We start from the raw sequence: 18984 nt of genomic DNA on the forward strand, positions 1-18984 counted from the left end.
ATTATTGAATCTTAGGAGGTTTAATAGGTGGATGTCCCCAGTCATGATCTACCTCTTGTTCAATATTTAAACTATTTGTTTTAGGAGGTTTAATAGGTGGATGTCCCCAGTCATGATCTACTTCTTGTTCAATATTTAAACTATTTGTTTTAGGAGGTTTAATAGGTGGATGTCCCCAGTCATGATCCATCTCCTGATCCACTCCATTCACTTTAACCTCTTTCTTCATTTGAAGTTGGTTATCATCTTTATCACAGCTTACCATTGATAATGTGATTACGCCTAATAGCATTGCTACTTTTACTGTTTTTTTCATTGTTTAGTAATTAAAAAGTTAAGTCCTGAAAAAGAGATGTGGTGCTGAGGGAAGCGAGTTGTTTAAGTGACATAAAATGGCTTCCTTGTTATTTTAGTATCACGAGTAAACAACCCATATAAATGTTTTGTACTTTTGAAACATCACAACACGTATCTGATTTTCGACACAGCAAAGGAAAGGCGACTTTTAGGGTACAATGTGTTGTAAATCTGATGATTCCGATGATTCTGATAATTCCGTTTTACATTGAATTATAATTATGACCTTACTAACGATTAATGACTATACAGATAGTTTAAAAAAACATATTAATAAAGTTCAAGATTTACCTCAGTACACAGTTCTGTTATCTCCATCACCTGCACAATTGAGAAATTATTGTATTGGACTGTGTAAAGAAGATTTATCTCCTGACGATAAAATAATTCTTAAAGATTTTTTTAGAGGTGATAGCACAGAGCTAAATGATATTGTTAAGAGTATTAATAGATTTGAATTAGGATGGTTTAAACCTATTCAGAGTTTTTTAGGCAAAAAAACTGATACATCTAAGAACCATGCTGTACTAGAAATGGTGGCCTTAATGTATGATTATGAACTACGGCCTTATGGCAAGTTTAGAAAGAGTAGTGTAGATATAGAAGAGGAGATTATAGCTGATGAACAAACAGATTCAATTATTGTTGAAGAGAAAAGAGAAGCAGTAGAAGAGAAAACTATTGAAGATCATATACCACCTGTTCAATCATTTGCAGAATCTCTGCCTACTACTACAGCGAAGAATAAACTTAAGCGCAATCTATTAATTGTCACAGTGATTATAATAGGCTTATTAGGTGTTGGTAGTTTAGTGAGTAGTATGTTATCAAATGATGAATGTATGAAGTGGGAAGGAGATAGATATGTGGCTTATGACTGTGGTGAGGCTACAATAAAGAGTTTTGCAGGGGTAAGTAATGAGCCTGTCCCTTATGATAAAAGCATACTGAAGAATTTTAAACAAATAAGTGTTGATTGTGATACCGAGTTTTTTAGGAAAGGAAAACCGAAGGTATGGTTTGTCAAGACTGGAGAGGGAAAACATGATTATTTTAATAACCCAGGAACAGGGGTACATCCTATCTCTGGTAAGTCTTTAAGACCAATCACGCAATATCATCTAAATAAATACATCTACTCTAAGTGTAAATAAAAAAGAGGTTAGACATCACTAAAGACTGTCTAACCTCTTTTTATTGTAGATTCCGATTATTCCGATACATAATCACCTAAGTTTGATTAATAATTAGCTTTTTGTAAGTACAGAAGAAGTGAAATAAAAGTATTTTAAACAACGGAATAATAAAATCTCTCATTACCGAATTTAAAATAAAGTACTTAAAATTCTATTTCTGATCAGTGTTTATTGATGAGTTAAAGATAGTTTTGTTTTGATCTGCTAGGGGATTGCTTGAGGGGTTCTTGCACATTCCTTCGACAAAAGCACCTTCTAGGCAAGGAAACCCCTAGGAATGTGCTAGCAATCCCCTAAGAAGTGCAAGCGAAACGCTCTTTTCCTATTCATTAACAACGAAATTAAAACGTGTGTATTTATTTAAAGAATTTAATTTTTATTTCTGCTTTAACCTATTCATAAGGATTGAATACTCTAAAGTAAGTAAAAACACAGTATAGTAGAATCACTATTTATTCTTTCTCATCTCTAATGGACGTGTTCCTGTAAACTCACAGAAGGCATTACTAAACGCTCCTAGCGTAACATATCCTACTGTATTGGCTATTTCGCTGACAGAGTGCTCAGTCTTCATCAGTAGTTCTATGGCTTTCACGATACGCAATGCTTTTAAGTATTGTAAGAAGGAGATTTGTAATTCAGCTTGGAAGAGGCGTGATACAGAGCGTTCACTCATATTAAACTTGTTACTGATATCAGTCAATGTTAATGGAAGTCCAAAACTACTGTCTAGATAGTCTGTTATCTTAGTAATGCGTGGATTATCACTAAATGGAAGTTGTAACTGTATATTCTTATTGATAAAAGTGGGTAGAATATTTTTTAAAGCTTGTAGAAAAACAAAATTAGGCGTGTCTTGATTGACCATCTTATCATGCCAACACACCGTATAAGCTATCATCTCTATTAATAGATCTGAAGCGGCATATATCCCTAGTGTAGTATAAAAAGGATCTTTATCATCATCAGAGATATAAAAATACAAGGAGTGAAGAACAGTAGCAGAGTTACTTAATCTCAATATATGTGGTACTCCCTCAGGGATCCAAAAGAAGTACTTCGCTGGTACAACATAAGTGACATTGTCTACAGTCACATAAGTTATCCCTCCTTCTACATATGTGAGTTGTCCTTTTTGATGTTGATGTAAAGGATATCTTTTTGTCGATTTCTCATGATTGATAAATACGCCTTCTTCTATACTATCGATAAACTCTAAGGAATCGATGATCTTCATTGTAGTGTTTCTTTTTAATGAGCGCAAAAGTATATAATGATTTTGTCTGTTTTGAATAAAAAAATGACTATTTAAGAAATACAAGATATATCGTACTCATTTTACTTTTGTCCGATTTTAAAAACAACGTATGAAACTTGGGGATTTCCACTTATTAGCTGTACTCACCAGCTGTGTTACTATGGGGTATTGTCAGAGTACTACTCTATCAATTTCCAACAAGGATACAATACAACTCAGTATTCAAGAGATTTGGGAACAAACAGATCTTGGTAGTAAAAGAAGCTTGATTCAAGCCAAAGAACTACAGATTAGAAAAGAGAATACGGATGATGCACGCATCAGTAGATATCCTGTGTTTAATGCCTTCGGTAAAGTAGAAAAGGCAAGTAATATCCCTGTCTATACAAATGGAATATTTAATAAACCCGAACAACATGATGTGATACATACGCTCTATAATACTGGAGTGTCTATGTACTTAAATCTATATAGTGGCAATAGACAAAATCTAGAAATAGAAGAGCGAAAAACTTTAGAAGCTAAAGCGAATATTGAGGCAGATATGACTAAATCAGAAGTTCGGTTAGAGGCGATCAAGAGTTATTTGGCTTTAGCGAAGCTAACTCGTTTTAAAAAAGTGATTACACAAGATATTGCCGAACATAAAGAGCAGTTAATCGAAATAGAACATTTATATAAGAATGGAGTAGTGTTAAAAAGTGATGTTCTTCGTGCGACTATGGAAATCTCGAAGAGAGAAATGACCTTAGTACAACTCCAAAATGATCTCTCTATAGAAAACCAAAAGCTGGTTATATTGACAGGGCGTAAGGATACAGATTTTATTAAACCACAAGATTCCTTCAATGAAGAGTTATTCTTAGAATCTTATGATGAGGCTTTAGATATTGCCTTAGAACATGGGTTTAAACACCTGCTGTCAGAGGAGAGCTTGGTATTAAGTGAAATCGAACAGAAAAAGGTGAAAGCTAATACTAAACCTAGTATTGGCTTAATAGGAAACTTCACTATGGCTAATCCACAGATATTCTTGTATCCGTATAATCCTAGTTGGTACAGTTTAGGGACTATTGGAGTACAGGTATCATTTCCTATTTCTAATTTATATCAGAATGTACACAAGGTTCGCAGTCGTGCTTTAGAACATGAGAAAGAGGAGTTACAACATCAATATGTACAAGATCAAATAAAAGAAGAGGTACAACAAGCATATTTAAGATATCAAGAATCATTGGTACAGATAGAGGTATGTACGAAGAATAAAGAACATGCGGCAGAGAATGCACGTATTACTAAGAGTACTTATTTTAATAAAATCTCTTTGCTTACAGATTTATTAGATGCTGATGTACAACATTTACAAACACAATTTGAACTAGAAGCTGCCAAGTTAGACAGCATTTATAAATACTATACTCTTCAATTCGCTAAAGGCTTATTATAATGGATATTAAAACTCGTATTAAAATTACAGATCGCCTAATCACACGTATTACGCGCTATCTAGCTTCTATTATTATTTTGATAGGAAGTCTTTGGGGAATTCACACACTATGGATGTATTGGAAATATGAACAAACCAATGATGCTCAAGTACAAGAGTATATTAATCCTGTTATTTCTAGAGTAGGAGGTTTCTTAACAGAAGTGCGCTTTGAGGAGAATCAAATAGTGAATAAAGGAGATACCCTATTAGTGGTGGATAATCGAGAGTACACTTATGATCAAGCGACTACTTCTGCTGAGATAGCGAAACAGTATGCATTGATAAAGGAATTAGACGCTCGTCAATATACATTGTCTCAAACAGCCGCCGCCGCAAAGAGCCAAATTCAAGGGAGGGAATCTAAATATCATCAACAGGAGTTGGATTATCAGCGATATAAGAAACTCTATGAAGAAGATGCAGCTACTGCACAAATGCTAGAGGAGAAGCAGGCACAATTAAATATAGGACAGAGTGATTATAATACTAGTGTAGAGCACGCTCGAGCTGCTACAGCTAGTATAGCAGATATTGAAGCACAGAAACAAGTTTTGTTAAAAGAGATTACTCGATTACAAGAACTTGAGAAGTATAAGAATCTGACTGTAGGTTATACCGTTATCACTGCGCCTTATAGAGGGAGAATGGGGAAGAGGAGCATTGACTTAGGTCAGATGATTTCTGTAGGTCAGGTGCTTACCTATATCGTTAATGATGAAACACCGAAGTGGATTATTGCTAATTTTAAAGAAACACAAATACGCAATATACAGATAGGGCATCAGGTAGAGGTAGTCGCAGATGCCTATCCTGATAGGCAGTTTATAGGAAAGGTTATTTCTATAGCCCCAGCTACAGGTTCTAGTTTTTCTTTATTACCACCAGATAATGCCACAGGTAACTTTGTAAAGATTGTACAGCGTATTCCTGTACGTATAGAAATAATATCACCTGCTGATTCGGAAGAATTATTAAAAGCGGGGATGAATGTCAATGTTTTTATAGCTAAAAAACAATCTAATGCAAAATAACGAAGCGTCTCAGTTATTCGTTGATTGGATTCCAGAGTGGATGATACACGTCATTCTTTTTGTACTTTTAATGCCGAGTATTGTCTTGTTTTTTCTGCCAGCTGCTAATGCTACAGCAGCTGCAGGATACTTTGGATGTGATCCACGAGACATTCAGTTTTCTGTATCTCTATTGTATGCAGGTTTTGTCTCTTTTTATAGTTTAGAACGACGTTTCTTTACGTATTTAGCGACTAAAGAATACTTTATTCTATTTAATGTATTACAGATAGTAGGCTGTATAGTACTGTATAATGTACAAGCGCTATGCATTGTTTTTCCTGTTCGCTTTTTACAAGGAATGTTATTTGCTAGTACAGTTAATCTATCTATTTCTACATTATATGTCCGTTTAGATAGTTCTAAAGCTAGGGAGATTAGCTTCTCGTGCTTCTACGGTATTTTGATTTGTGCAACACCCTTTAATCAATTAATTACTTCAGATTTAGTTGATCAGTACGATTATTCCTTTTTGTATAAGATAGCTTCTTTTTCTTTTATACCAGGGTTAATATTAATTATGCTGACTATGCGCTTTGTACGTCTCCAGCGTAAGTTGCCATTGTATAGCTTAGATTGGGAGAGCTTTGTGTTATTTGCTGTAGTGGTAGTACTGTTCGGATATCTTACTATTTATGGGCAACAGTATTATTGGTTTGCTGATCGCGATATTCGTTTAATAGGATTGACGATCTTGATTACCTTATTCTTCTTTGTATGGAGACAAAAGCATCTGAAGAGACCTTATATTAATTGGCATGTATGGAAGTACCGCAACTTTAAGATAGGGTTATTCTTATTGTTTATTCTTTATATCTGTCGTTTTGCATCAGGGATTACAAATACACATTTTATTAACTCACTTCATTTAGACCCGAGACACCTTTCTTATCTAAATAGCTTTAATCTAATAGGACTTGTGACAGGAGTGATACTTGCATGTGTTTGGTTGATTAATCGTCGCCCTATGCGCTTTATATGGAGTCTAGGATTTATTGCGCTGTTTTTGTTTCACGTGGGGATGTATATGCAGTTTGCCCCTAGTGCTAATCCAGATGATTATTATCTTCTTTTGTTTTGTCAAGGTTTAGGAGTAGGAGTGTTAATGGTGCCTATTATAGTTTATTGTGTTACTTCAGTACCTGTATCACTTAGTGCTTCTGCAGCAGCTGTATGTTTAGGTGTACGCTACTTTGGTTATACATGTAGTATAGCGATTATGAATTATTATAGTTTGTACAGTTCTAATCGTCATTTAAGTCGTTTCTCAGATTATTTAAATATAGCTAATCCTATACTAGAGACTAAGCTTACTCAGAATACTATGAAGTTAAAAAGTAGAGGTATGCCCAGTTCTATAGCTGAGAAAGCAAGTGAAAAGATAATGTTATCTGATCTTAGCAAACAAATAGAGTTGAGGTATGCAATGGATTATTTCGAGATACTTAGTTTACTTTTATTAGTGATTATAATCTTAGTACTCTTCACGCCTTATTTAAGTAAAACATGGGTTTACTTAAAATCAAAAAGTGTTTCACCCTTTTAGTTTTATATTTTTTTTCAAAAAAGTAGGAGAGTCGTCTAGTACTCTTCTGCTTTTTAGTTATGGTCAAAAAAAAAATCCTAAGCGTTAACTTAGGATTTTTTTGTACTCCCGAGGGGACAAATATCGAACAATTTTCTTGAAGATGTCGAACGTTTTCAGGAATTGTTTTAAGAATGATATTAAATAGAAAAACCTACACCTTGATTTTAGGTGTAGGTCTTATATTGTTGTGAGCACCTTATTACGAAAGTTTCAAACTATGATTAGAATCATTTAATTATAAAGCAAATATAGAATTTATATTACTATTACTTCTGAAATTTCATTGTAGTTTACTCTAAAACTCTGCATTGAATAACTGGTTTAGCATCTGCAAATCAATGGTTTTCTTAACAGATTACGTAAGTTTTATCCCATTTAATACAAAAGTAATACGATTAATAAGATTTATTCTTCTATAATTACTTCTACCATTTCTTTTGCGAATGCATCGGTAGCGATTAAATTTTCTAGGGTTGTTTTAAAATTTCTCAACTCTCTTTCTTCTAATAACTTTTGTTGATCAGTCTTTCCAATATGACCTTTTCTCATAAACATTTCAATAGCTTTATCTATACCTCCTATAGTTGTAGGCATATCATATAAATGCAAAATATCATCTGTAGAGTTTTCATCAAATTGAATATGTATTGGATAATTTCTTGACGATGTAGGTATTTCAATTTCAATTAGACTTTTTTGTTTAAAATAAATTTTAGCTCTCTTTTTGATATTAGCATCTAAATCTTTAGGAATGACAATAGTGAATTTAAATTTTTTATATTCTTTACCACTAACTTCCAATTTAGGTAACATATTTAGTGATTCGCAGATAATATTTACCAAATTCTCAAAATATCCGATTGCTAAAACAGTAGATGGTAGAAGTCCTAATTCGCCTAAATGAATCTTTTCTTTGATAGAACTTATAATTTTATCTATTTCTTTGTTTAGCGTGTAGTTATTTTCAAAATTATCTGTCAAATCAAACCTAGGAACAGTTATACCATACAAATCCGATGGCAATTCAGAACCTTTTTCTTGTAATACGAAAGCTCTATTAACACCTAATCTTCCAAGAAATAAACCAAATTCGAAAACAACATTATCTCTAGGAGTTTGGAATTCGATATCCTTCTTTGTAGTATAATCATCTTTTGTTGCTATCATTAAGCCAAAATCAAATAAACTAGCTTCTTTAAGCAAAGTTTCTAAAACACTATTATTGGCTTTAAAAATATCATCTGTCCAAATAAAAACATCGAATTCTTCTTCCGACAATTTATGTTTAATGTATTCAGCAATTTTTAATCCTTCTGACGAACTTCCTATAAATATTCTTGGTTTCATATTAGCTATAAATTCTAGTTATTAATGTGTTTTTTTCTAACTCTTTTCTTAAATAATCAATTTCTGATACAATTTGGCTTATCCTTAGTAGTTTATCTTCCTTGCCGTAAAATATAAATTCACTACCATCAACAGACTTAATAGAATTTCTGTAATTTTCATCAGTAATTATTTTGCAGAATTCATCGTAGATGACTTTTACTAACTCGGAGTAGATTTTATCTTGGTATTTATCAATAGGAATATTGAAACAAATAGCATTGATATCAAAGCTTGATAGATTGATATCAACTTCACTATCGGCTTTAATCGTTTTAATGAAACGAATCATTTTCTTTAATCTCCCATTTACATAAGCGTCTTTGGTATTAATTAAATCAATACTAATAAAAGGAGATTCGACTCTACCTAATTCATGCTGATGGTAATCATAAATTTTAATCTTATTCTTTTTATTGTTTGCTTCTTTAAGACCTTCAAATGTTTTATGCCAAGAAGCAAATACAATATCTACATCTCGATGTACATTTTGGTTTGTTATCTGAATACATTTCGGTTTTTCATTATTAAAGATTGTATAAACAGATTCTAATTTAGTCTCAGAATTGATACGATTATTTCGCAAATCTTGTAATGTATTACCTGAATAGGAAGTTGCATTTAAATGTTCATTAACTCGTTGTTTTTGACTTTCATTTAGATTAAAATACCTAATTGTTTCCTCGTATTTTGATTTAATATCATAATCAAAAAAATACGATCTGTTAGATATCACTAATAAATCGATATCACTGTTTCCTTTAATATGCGTGTTGGTCATTACTGATCCTTGATACTCATAATTAACTGACGATAGTACGGATGATAAATGAGTTTTGACCGCATCACCAGCTTGAAAACTTTTATCAGTGTATTCTTTACCTACACCTTGCATTGATAGTTTTATGTACTCTAAGATTTTGTTCCCAGATACATTTAAATAATCTCTGTTAAAATCTTCACCAAACAATTTTGTGTAAGATAGATTTTCTGGATTTGACCTTGATTTAACTCGGTCTACTAAAAAAGAATAATTCTTTGCCATATAGTTTTTATAAATGTTATAAATGATTTTTACTAAAATATTACGCTATGATGCCAAACTATGTCGCTATACTATTAAAAACTTAAATAATGAATGGTTAATATTCAAAATCAATTTAATCAGTATCAAATTATTAAACTGAATTTCAACTTAGTCTTGATTTAGGTACTTTTTTAATTAATAATTGACTACTTCTAAAAAATAATGAATACAACCTACAAATAGTGGGCTTATTTAATTATAATACAAATTTACAATCAACAAGTGCAGTGCAACTGCACAGTATTTAAAACATGCTTAAATTAAAAAAATCCCTTTATAGGGATTTTTTTAAGAAACTAGTTGAGCGTTATTATTTACTTTTTCAATAAGTTGAATTATTTTGACAATTTTAGAGGTGTCTTTAAAAACACCCATAACACCTTGGTCACTATAGTCTGTAAAAGGAGGTTGCGTGAGCATGGATTTATCTAAAACACCATTTTTAGAAAGATAATCAATAATTTTTTGTATGAAAAGCATTTGATTGGCATTCAGATTTTCTTCTTGAATAAATTGTGCAAAATGTTTATTTGCAACTTCGACATCTAATCCTAAAATTTTGCGTACAAAAACCCCTAATGCAATACCATTGTATTCTTTTTCAATTTGAGAAACGGTAAACTTTTCTTCGTTCAAAAATTCTTCTAGAAGCTTTAGTTCAACTTCTGTAATTGGTATGTTTTTATACAATTTATCAATTACCAAATGATTTTTATTTTTCCGAATAAAGCTTTCTACACGGTCTTTATAACTTTGTAACGTAGTATAACTAGATAATAAATCATACTCTTTTACGCTTAGTTCGTCTAAGAAATCTTCAAAGTTTGAATAAATAGGTGTTTCTTTTTCTTCATCTTTTAAAAATTGCAACAAATCACGTAGTTCTACACGTAAATTTTCTAATCGAGCTAATGTGATCGTTGCCCAGAATTGATCATTGGTTACATTATTAATTATAGTTTCTCTTTGCTTAATCGCTGGAATATTGATTTTCTTTTTCAAAGAATTTCCAATATTTGCAATGTTTACAATGATACTTTGCTGTTTTTTTTCATTATTCAATATGGCTAATTCAAGTTGATAAATAATCAAATCAAATTTCTTAGCCATCTCGTCCCGATCATCAGCATAGGAAATCAAATGTGACAAATGATTTTGAATTTCAAGTATTGCTGAGTTATTTAGGTTATACCAGTTTTCTTTATTTTTATATTTTTTTACATACTCCCAATTTTTACGTACTTCAAAACGAGCTTCATCTAACGATTCTATTTTAGCGTGTAATTGATCGATATACATTTGTTCCAAATCTTTTTCATCGTCTGATGCTTTTGCATTGATTTGAATTGTGAAAATAATTTCTAACTGTACTTCAAATAAGCGTTGTTGTAAAGGTTTTGTTGTTTTAGAACTAAATCCTTCTGGTTTATCTTCAAAAAACTCAAAATTAGCACAAATATCAAAAATCAAAAAATATTCTTTGTCTTGTCCAATTCCAAAAATATTAGGACATAAGCGTGTTCCTCTACCAATCATTTGCCAATATTTAGCATACGATTTAATTTCTTTAAAAAACACCAAATTCAAAACTCTAGGTGCATCAACTCCTGTATCCATCATATCAACGGAAACAGCAATTTGAGGGTCTTTTTCTTTTCCTTTATCAAAGCAAAAACGTTCTAATAAGTCTTGAGTCTTGTCTGAATAATTATCAATAACTTGTAAAAAAGAGCCACCATATTCGGGATAATTCTTATTAAATCGTTCTTCAATAAACTTAGCATGTTTATGATTTTTTGCGAAAATTATGGTTTTACCTAATTTATCACCCGATTCAATTTTTAGTCCGTGATTCATTAAATACTCTAAAACTAAATCGACTGTTTTTTTATTAAATAAAAAACTATTGATCTTGCTTTTTGGAATTTCAATTTGATCTAATTCAGCGTTTTCGCCTGTGGTAATACCAAATAATTCTTCGAAATGATTTTTATCTTTTTCTGATAATTCACTGTATTTTAAGCCTTCTCTCGGAAATTTAACAGGAACCGTAAATGCTTTTGGTGGTACTAAATAACCTGCTTGTACAGCGGCATCTAATTCATAAGCAAAAGTAGGATTATCGTCTTCAATTTCGAAAAGTTGATAGGTGTTTTTGTCAACATCCTTTTTAGGTGTAGCCGTTAAACCAATTAAAATGGCATCGAAATAATCGAAAATGGCTTTGTATTTTTGATACACCGAACGGTGAGCCTCATCAATAATAATCACATCAAAATGACCGATGCTAAACAATTTTTGGTCATCATTTTTGGTATCGTCTATTCTGTTGAGAATTGTTGGATAGGTAGAAAAAACTACACGAGCTTCGGTATCTTCTTTTTCTTTGGTTAAATCTATTGCCGAAAGATGTGGTAAATATTCTTTGAACGCATTTTTGGCTTGCGTTACCAACGCATTACGGTCGGCTAAAAACAAAATGCGCTTTGCCCAATTGCATTTGGTGAACATATCTACCATTGCTGCTGCTGTTCGTGTTTTACCACTACCTGTTGCCATTACCAATAAAGCCTTACGATGGCGACCACTTAACTTGTTTTGATTAATCGTTACCATTTCTTCTGCTATACGTTGTATAGCTTGCAATTGATACGGACGACCTGCAATTTGTTGGTTGATTTTAAAATTACGTAGATCGGTACGCTCTAATCGGCGACGAATGAGAACTTGCAATTCTTCTTTGGTATAAAAACCATACACTTCTCTTGAAGGGTAAAAATGGTCATCCCATAAATAGGTTTTATACCCATTGCTGTAAAAAATTAAAGGGCGCTGACTAAACTTTACTTCCAAAGCATCGGCATACAAAACGGCTTGGTGTTTTCCTTTTGTGGCATCGTATAAGGTACTTTTGGCTTCTACAACCGCTAAAGGTTTACCATTATCATCCCACAACACATAATCTACAAAACCTTTACCTGATGGATTTGTAGAAAGTGGAATGTCCGAAACTTCAAATTCAACATCTCTACCTTGTTGAAAGTTATTCCAACCGGCTTCTTTTAATAATAGATCTATGAGTTGTTTTCGGGTTTCTTGTTCCGAAGTTAATTCGGGTACAGGCTCGATATTTTTATATTCTTCTGTACGCTCTTGTTTACGCTCAGAAATGATACGAAGTTGCTCTCCTAATTGTGCTTTTAGTGCTTCGTTTTCTTCAGCTAAAAGTTCATTTCTTTTTAAAACTTTCTCTGCTTCCCTACGTTTTTTATCATTTTCTGCAACTAAAGCTTCTAATTGCTTTGCAGATTTGTCTTTTTCGCCACCATACGGAATGAAACGTTCGTCAAAAACAGGGATATCTGGATTTGTTTCGCTGTAATATTTACTTAACCACGAAAGAAATCGGAACGTATTTTTTAACGCATTTAATGCCTCTAATGCTCTTACTTTTTTACCATGTGCAGCTTCGTTACCAATGCGTCTTACCACATCTAACTCTGAAAACATGAAAGGCTTGATGATTTGCTTAAACGAATCGGCATGAAGTAATGATGCTAATTTTGTATCATAAGGCAATTCTAAATCTTCATCGTTTTTATACAACCAAAACAAAGATTTTTCTAATACGATTCTACACAACACCGCAGCATGTCGAGGAGCAGTAAACGTAAATTTTTCTGCTTCGATCATTTCGATGTAAAGCTCTGGAAACTCAGCTTGTAAAAAAGTAAAATTAGTATTCATGTATTCATAAGTATTTTGACCAAAATACAATTATAATTTAACATTTCAAAAACGAAAAATTAAGAATTAAAATTTCTTTTATATCAACATTTATCATTCATTTCCTGATGTTTTGTTGATAGAGAATTTTAACCGTTAATAGTTTATTTAATTATTCTGAACCTTTAGTAACTTTAAGTAAATCTAAAACATCCTTAATCGAAATACTTTCTATTTTTTCTACAACTTTAGGATTAGATGAAGTTAGATTTCTTTTACGTAATGGATCTTTATGAATCTCTTCTAATGCTACTTTTATATAATGAATATATTCACCTTTATCTTCTGAAGGATCCTTTTTTAGCTGTTCAGAAAAACCTACAATCGACTTTGCTAAAACCATTTTATAAGCATAATCTTCAATAATATTTTTTTGTTTTACATATTGATTTGCACAAAAAATAGCTGCTATTATAGGCAATGGGATGATTGCTATTCTACCAATAACTAAATGTAAATCATTTGTTGGTTCCCAAGCGATCCAAACACCAAGAGCAATGGCTGTACTTACGAATAAGACTGCACCTATTATCCACAAAACTGAGTATTTCCAATTCTTAGCATTTGTATGTTGTGTATCAAATGATGCACTTAAACCAGATGCAGTAGAATAATGCAAGGCTGTTTTTGCATCTTCTATTAATTTTTTAGCTTCATTCAAAATAGCTTTTCTTTCAGTTTCATATTCATTCAACTTAATGGTGTTTTCGTCTGTTAATTGTTGTAATTCACCTAATCGATTATCTCTTTCATGTACTTTTTGAGCAAATGAATCTATGATTTTTTCATTATTCTTTACCTCTAACAAACTATCAGAAATAGTATTTAATTTCTCTTCTGATTCGTTTTTCATCGATTCTAATTCTTCATTAACTTCTTTAAGTTTTTGAGCATTAGATTGTATTTCTCTATTTGTATTTTCTACTTCTTCAATTTTATTTTCTAACTCAGAATATTTTTTTTCAAATTCTTCAACTTTTAAATCTATAGAATTTTTAGTTTCAGTAATGTCTTTATCTGTTTTATTAATGTTTTCTAAAATTTCTATAAACTCATTTCGTTGTTCTAAAAGATTTTTATTAACCTCTTGAAATAATTCCCAACGTTCTTTATTTTTATCAACATTATATACCCTAATAGCTACTTTTAATTGATCAATATATGTCGCTAATGATGAAGGTCTGTCAAAATATGAATTAATATTAGCTAGAATATTTGTAATACTTTGTCGTTCAGAATGAGTTGATATTTTAATAAATTGATTGTGCGCTTTTAGGAGATAAGAAATATCAATAAGTAATGAATCTAATCCTAAATAAATACTTTTACCAGAATATTCACTTTCTGATCCATATTTAGATGCGTAAAGCGACTTATCAATAGTCTTTTGCTTCTCTCTGATCTGATCTCTGTAGCTTTTAATTTCATTAATTGTCTTTGTCTCCATATTTTATGTTTATTAGGATAACGTGTATTTTAGAGTATTTTAATTCTTAAAGCTCTCCTTTAGCAAACTTTGGAACAATTCTTGGCTTTTGGCTAGAGATTCTTGCGCCAGTTGTTTTTGTACTTCTATTGCTGCAACACGTTCTGCAAATTGGTTTTGAAGTTGGATTGTAGGAAGTTGGATTTCAACATTATTCAAAAGTTCTTGATTTATATTTTGAATATTTGCTCCACGTCCATTTTTAAAAATATGTTTCTTAAATTCAGTTCTCTGTAATAATTGTACTAAATAAATAACATTTAGTCTAGATGTATTCTTTCTAAATCTAATACAAAAACCACTGTAAGAAATTGTTTCTTCTTTAGGGTAAATAACCAAACATCTACCTACTAAATCTTTATTTCCATTTGAACGTACAAAGATTAAATCTTCATTTTGCAAAGCAAAATCTTTATTAGGCATAATATTCATTTCAACGAAAGAAAGATTTTCTAAATTATCTATTTTCCAATAATTTTTAAAATCACCAACCCCTAAAACTTTTAATGTTATTCCATTTTCTGATTTTGTATAATTTAAACCATTTTTAAAATCTCCTAAATCTCCTAACTTCACTTTCTCCCATCCTTTTTCGTTTTTCACGGGATCGCCGAACATCTCTAAAAACAAAGATTGTGTAAGGGCATCGTATTTTGCAATAATTTCTTCGTTGTAACGGAGAATTTCTTGGGCTTTGTCCAGCTTGGCTACAATGGCTTTTTGCTCGGCAAGTGGAGGAAGCGGGATTTCTGCATCTGTAAGATTTCCAAGTTTTATATACTTAATTACTCCACCAATAGCTTGTTCTCTTAATTTATAAATATAATTATCTAAAAAATAATATAAATATTTACCAAACAAATTATCTTTTGGTTGAATTACATATGTTCTTTGGTATGCATTAAATTTTCCATTGTAATACTTAACATTTAAATCCCCATTTCCTGCAACTAAAATACTTTCACCATCAAAGGCATAATCATCAATATAAGTATGATTCTTTGAACAGGTAAAAAAAGGATATCGTCCATTAGGATTTTCAGCATTAACATCTAATTTACCTGTTTTAATATTCATTAACTCACCTAATTTTACATTTATCATTATCCCAATAGTTTTTCCAGTTCTACAATAGCGGCTTGGCGTTTGACATCTAAGACTTTTATGGCAGTGATAATGTCTTTTGGTACATCGTAGTGTACTTCTTCGTAGATTAGTTCTTTGTATCGGTTAATGCTTAGGTCATAAGCGTTGGCAACAATTTCGGCTTTAGGCACTAAGAACGATTGTTGGGTACGATCTGCAAAGTCTTGAGTTTTGAGTTCTGAGTTTTGAGTAGAAAGCTTTTTCCAATCTAATAAAATAGAAGGAATATCAGATTTACCTGTTACTTCGTCTAAAACATTTTCTGGTTCCGAGAAAATTTGTGTTAAAGTCTCTTCAGAAATTAATAGATTGCGTTTATCGTCCAAACTATAGCCATCGGCTTTCATATCATAAAACCAAACGTTATCTGTACCACCCGAATTGGTTTTAGTAAATAACAAAATAGCAGTACTTACCCCTGCATATGGTTTGAAAACACCACTCGGCATAGAAATAACTCCTTGTAATTGTTGGTTTTCTACCAACTCTTTACGAATGTTTTTATGTGCTGTAGAACTACCGAATAAAACGCCATCTGGTACAATAACCGCTGCCCGACCACCTAATTTTAGCATACGCAGAATAAGGGAAAGAAAAAGCAATTCCGTTTTCTTGGTTTTGGTGGTTTGCAACAAACTTTTTTCGACTTCATCATAATCTAACGCTCCTTTAAAAGGTGGATTGGCTAAGATTAACGAATACTGATTGGTAAGTTCGTTGCTTTCTGCTAATGCACTTCCGTTTATCGCAATAGGATTATCGATGCCATGCAATTGTAAATTCATGGTAGCAATACGCATCATGGATGGATCTATCTCGATCCCGTTGAACATTTTGGCGTTGTAATGGTCGCGGAATTCTTTATCTAAAAACCAATCGTTGTGTACCTCGTGCAAATATTGACTTGCATTTACCAAGAAACCAGCAGTTCCCATGGCAGGATCACAAATGGTATCTTCTTTTGTAGGTTGCATCAACTCCACCATCATACGAATGACATGACGAGGTGTACGGAATTGCCCATTGGTGCCAGCTTCTGCAATTTTTGACAACATGTATTCGTACAAATCTCCTTTGGTATCTTTTTTATCGAGCGGTAATTTGTCGATTTGTTGAACCACTTTGTCTAACAATTTAGGGGTTGCAATCATAAAGGTTGCACCTTTCATGTATTCTGAAAATTTACCACCATCCGCACCTATAGTTTTCATAAAATCGAAAGCTGTGATATTATCTAACTCTGGATTTGGACGTGTAAAAATATTGAACATTATTTCGGGATCTTTGTCTTTGAAATAATTCCAACGTAAAGAAGCTTGTGCCTCGGTATAGATGTTCTTTTTAACAGAAGAACCTAATAAGGCAATTTCTTTTTCAATTAAGATTTGCTTATCGTCTAACTGTTTTAGAAAAATAAGGTAAGTAAATTGTTCGATTACCGTTAATGGGTTGGAAATACCTCCTGTCCAGAAGTCGTTCCATATTTTATCTATTTGAGATTTAAGTTCTCCTGTTATCATGATTGTTTTATTAAGACCGTAAAATTAGGTATTATTTAATTGATTAGTGAAAAGTTATCATTGCCTGAATAAAGGGGTTATTATTAATAGCCTTAAATAGCATTTTCTGAATTGGTCACAAAAGGAAATTCATAAATTAAATTTCTTACTGCTTACAAGTTGCTTTGTTTTTTTAGCAAATATAAATATAAACTGTGCAGCTGAAGTACACTATTACTTATTGAGCATTTTATTCATTTTATCATTTAATATATCAACTAATTCTTGAGGTTCTATAACTTTCATATTTTCAGCGTATGAAAAAATTAAACTAATTAATTCATAATTCAATTTTACCTTTAATTGTAAGATATTTTGATTTATTTTTTGTGAACCATGTATTGGTTTCGATTTGATATAAGGTATGATACTTTCTGACAATTGTATTTTTATATCAAATACTTCTTTGGTGTTATCATTGGTTACACCAACTATATCCTCAAAATATTCGTCGAAATCGATCAATAAATCTTGATGTTTTTCAGTTGTTAGTGCAAGTGATTTAATACGATCTAGTGCTAAATTCTGAAGAAATTTACTTTCATGATTCCATCCAAATAAAAACCATCTATTGTTGTACTGTTTAAGATGATAGGGAGATATTAAGTATGTATGTTGCTCATTGTATGTAAATGCTTGATAGTTGATATTTAAAGTTTGTTCATTTTTAATGTAATTATATAAAGGCACTAAATATTCTAATCCCACTAAAAACTCATTTTCTTCAAATGAAATAATGTTTCTATCAGCTATATGATTGTTTTTTACATCAATCAATTTTGTTTGTAAACTTTCTAATGCAATTAAACCAGGTATACCTTTAATACGAGATAAAAGTTCTACGGTATTTTCTAATGCCATTTGCTCTTCATTTGTTAATGGTTTATGAAGAATAGAGAAAGTTAAATTATCATATCTATAAAATACTTTTCTCCCCTCTTTAACTGAAACAATGGGAGCTTGATAACCAGCGTCACTTTTCATAAAAGTAATGTCGTCAAAAATTTGTCGTCTTGAAACACTAAAATCTTCACCATAGTATTCAGAAAGCACATTTGAGCATTCATTGATTAAATCTTGAATATAAAATTGACGATATCTATTTGAAAAGCATTTATCTAATGTTTTGTATCTAATTAAAGCGTTTTTGTTTACTGCCATTACTAAAAATGTTTGATGTAAATATACCTAATGTAAAATTTAAATGGAATATAAGATGTCGTTATTCAAGCCTTAAGTTTATAGAATTCTTATTTTTTATATCTAGCTCAAAACTTTCATCTAATATTTTTTTCTTCAATTTGTGATATTTTTGAGACCTGCGTAATTAAGGTTGAAATTTCTCTTTAATTAAAATAAAACAGGTTGTAAATAAAACAACTCTTTAGTTTCTTACTATGAAAAAAGTATTACTATATTATATTCAAATCAATTAAGGTTTTCTTTAATCTTATTACGGAAATCCGTAAACCACTAAATATTTTGAGTTTATCTATTATTTCAACTAAAAACTAACGACTTCGGAGTAGTTTTCCAGCTCTCTGCAAGAGCAAGTGGTTTTGAAAGCCCGAATCTC

13 protein-coding genes are annotated in these 18984 nt (G+C 31.5%); 4 read left to right on the forward strand and 9 right to left on the reverse strand.

Translation table 11 applies throughout. The features are described from left to right. Position 1: 1 nt before the first annotated feature. Entirely contained in the window at positions 2 to 316 is a 315-nt protein-coding gene (locus BK054_RS08255; protein WP_058699280.1) for a hypothetical protein, read from the reverse strand. A 262-nt stretch (positions 317 to 578) separates the two neighbouring features. Here BK054_RS08255 and BK054_RS08260 point away from each other — a divergent pair, with 262 nt between their 5' ends. Further along, positions 579 to 1511 (forward strand): hypothetical protein, encoded by a 933-nt coding sequence (locus BK054_RS08260; protein WP_058699281.1) that lies wholly within the window; start codon positions 579 to 581, stop codon positions 1509 to 1511. A 490-nt stretch (positions 1512 to 2001) separates the two neighbouring features. Here BK054_RS08260 and BK054_RS08265 read toward each other — a convergent pair whose 3' ends face one another. Next, positions 2002 to 2790: a helix-turn-helix domain-containing protein gene (locus BK054_RS08265; protein ID WP_006257307.1), complete on the reverse strand. Its 789-nt coding sequence runs from the start codon at positions 2788 to 2790 to the stop codon at positions 2002 to 2004. A gap of 130 nt (positions 2791 to 2920) precedes the next feature. Between BK054_RS08265 and BK054_RS08270 the strand changes: the two genes are divergently transcribed. From BK054_RS08270 to BK054_RS08280, 3 genes are read left to right on the forward strand one after another with little or no spacing between them, the layout of a single operon-like run. Then, entirely contained in the window at positions 2921 to 4258 is a 1338-nt protein-coding gene (locus tag BK054_RS08270) for a TolC family protein (protein ID WP_058699282.1), read from the forward strand. Then, the gene (locus BK054_RS08275; RefSeq protein ID WP_006257304.1) at positions 4258 to 5331 is read left to right on the forward strand and encodes an HlyD family secretion protein; all 1074 of its coding nucleotides are present in this window, start codon (positions 4258 to 4260) and stop codon (positions 5329 to 5331) included. Before BK054_RS08270 ends, BK054_RS08275 begins: the two co-directional genes overlap by 1 nt. Continuing rightward, entirely contained in the window at positions 5321 to 6916 is a 1596-nt protein-coding gene (locus BK054_RS08280; protein WP_006257301.1) for a hypothetical protein, read from the forward strand. The genes BK054_RS08275 and BK054_RS08280 overlap by 11 nt, the downstream gene beginning before the upstream one ends. Before the next feature lie 447 nt (positions 6917 to 7363). On the opposite strand, the gene BK054_RS08285 is transcribed toward BK054_RS08280, so the two are convergent. The 7 genes from BK054_RS08285 to BK054_RS08315 form a co-directional block, all read right to left on the reverse strand. Continuing rightward, positions 7364 to 8305 (reverse strand): STING domain-containing protein, encoded by a 942-nt coding sequence (locus tag BK054_RS08285; RefSeq protein WP_071307203.1) that lies wholly within the window; start codon positions 8303 to 8305, stop codon positions 7364 to 7366. 1 nt (position 8306) lies between these two features. After that, the gene (locus BK054_RS08290; protein WP_071307204.1) at positions 8307 to 9389 is read right to left on the reverse strand and encodes a nucleotidyltransferase domain-containing protein; all 1083 of its coding nucleotides are present in this window, start codon (positions 9387 to 9389) and stop codon (positions 8307 to 8309) included. Positions 9390 to 9719: 330 nt separating this feature from the next. Then, a complete protein-coding gene (locus BK054_RS08295) occupies positions 9720 to 13178 on the reverse strand; it encodes a DEAD/DEAH box helicase family protein (RefSeq protein ID WP_071307205.1) in 3459 nt (1152 codons plus the stop codon). Positions 13179 to 13329: 151 nt separating this feature from the next. Then, positions 13330 to 14664 carry a hypothetical protein gene (locus BK054_RS08300; RefSeq protein ID WP_071307206.1) on the reverse strand — a complete coding sequence of 445 codons (1335 nt, stop codon included), beginning with the start codon at positions 14662 to 14664 and terminating at the stop codon, positions 13330 to 13332. Positions 14665 to 14703: 39 nt separating this feature from the next. Continuing rightward, on the reverse strand, positions 14704 to 15807 hold the full coding sequence (locus tag BK054_RS08305; RefSeq protein WP_071307207.1) for a restriction endonuclease subunit S: 1104 nt from the start codon (positions 15805 to 15807) through the stop codon (positions 14704 to 14706). Then, positions 15807 to 17369, reverse strand: coding sequence for a class I SAM-dependent DNA methyltransferase (locus BK054_RS08310; protein WP_071307208.1), 1563 nt, complete (start codon positions 17367 to 17369; stop codon positions 15807 to 15809). Before BK054_RS08310 ends, BK054_RS08305 begins: the two co-directional genes overlap by 1 nt. A 213-nt stretch (positions 17370 to 17582) precedes the next feature. Then, on the reverse strand, positions 17583 to 18569 hold the full coding sequence (locus BK054_RS08315) for a helix-turn-helix transcriptional regulator (protein ID WP_071307209.1): 987 nt from the start codon (positions 18567 to 18569) through the stop codon (positions 17583 to 17585). Positions 18570 to 18984 lie beyond the last annotated feature (415 nt).

This window comes from Myroides sp. ZB35 (assembly GCF_001865835.1).
Classification (GTDB): Bacteria; Bacteroidota; Bacteroidia; order Flavobacteriales; family Flavobacteriaceae; genus Flavobacterium; species Flavobacterium odoratimimum.

Bases quoted from the DNA above. Each gene is read 5' to 3' on its own strand.
- BK054_RS08255 (WP_058699280.1), bottom strand. From the start codon at position 316: ATGAAAAAAACAGTAAAAGTAGCAATGCTATTAGGCGTAATCACATTA.
- BK054_RS08260 (WP_058699281.1), top strand. From the start codon at position 579: ATGACCTTACTAACGATTAATGACTATACAGATAGTTTAAAAAAACAT.
- BK054_RS08265 (WP_006257307.1), bottom strand. From the start codon at position 2,790: ATGAAGATCATCGATTCCTTAGAGTTTATCGATAGTATAGAAGAAGGC.
- BK054_RS08270 (WP_058699282.1), top strand. From the start codon at position 2,921: ATGAAACTTGGGGATTTCCACTTATTAGCTGTACTCACCAGCTGTGTT.
- BK054_RS08275 (WP_006257304.1), top strand. From the start codon at position 4,258: ATGGATATTAAAACTCGTATTAAAATTACAGATCGCCTAATCACACGT.
- BK054_RS08280 (WP_006257301.1), top strand. From the start codon at position 5,321: ATGCAAAATAACGAAGCGTCTCAGTTATTCGTTGATTGGATTCCAGAG.
- BK054_RS08285 (WP_071307203.1), bottom strand. From the start codon at position 8,305: ATGAAACCAAGAATATTTATAGGAAGTTCGTCAGAAGGATTAAAAATT.
- BK054_RS08290 (WP_071307204.1), bottom strand. From the start codon at position 9,389: ATGGCAAAGAATTATTCTTTTTTAGTAGACCGAGTTAAATCAAGGTCA.
- BK054_RS08295 (WP_071307205.1), bottom strand. From the start codon at position 13,178: ATGAATACTAATTTTACTTTTTTACAAGCTGAGTTTCCAGAGCTTTAC.
- BK054_RS08300 (WP_071307206.1), bottom strand. From the start codon at position 14,664: ATGGAGACAAAGACAATTAATGAAATTAAAAGCTACAGAGATCAGATC.
- BK054_RS08305 (WP_071307207.1), bottom strand. From the start codon at position 15,807: ATGATAAATGTAAAATTAGGTGAGTTAATGAATATTAAAACAGGTAAA.
- BK054_RS08310 (WP_071307208.1), bottom strand. From the start codon at position 17,369: ATGATAACAGGAGAACTTAAATCTCAAATAGATAAAATATGGAACGAC.
- BK054_RS08315 (WP_071307209.1), bottom strand. From the start codon at position 18,569: ATGGCAGTAAACAAAAACGCTTTAATTAGATACAAAACATTAGATAAA.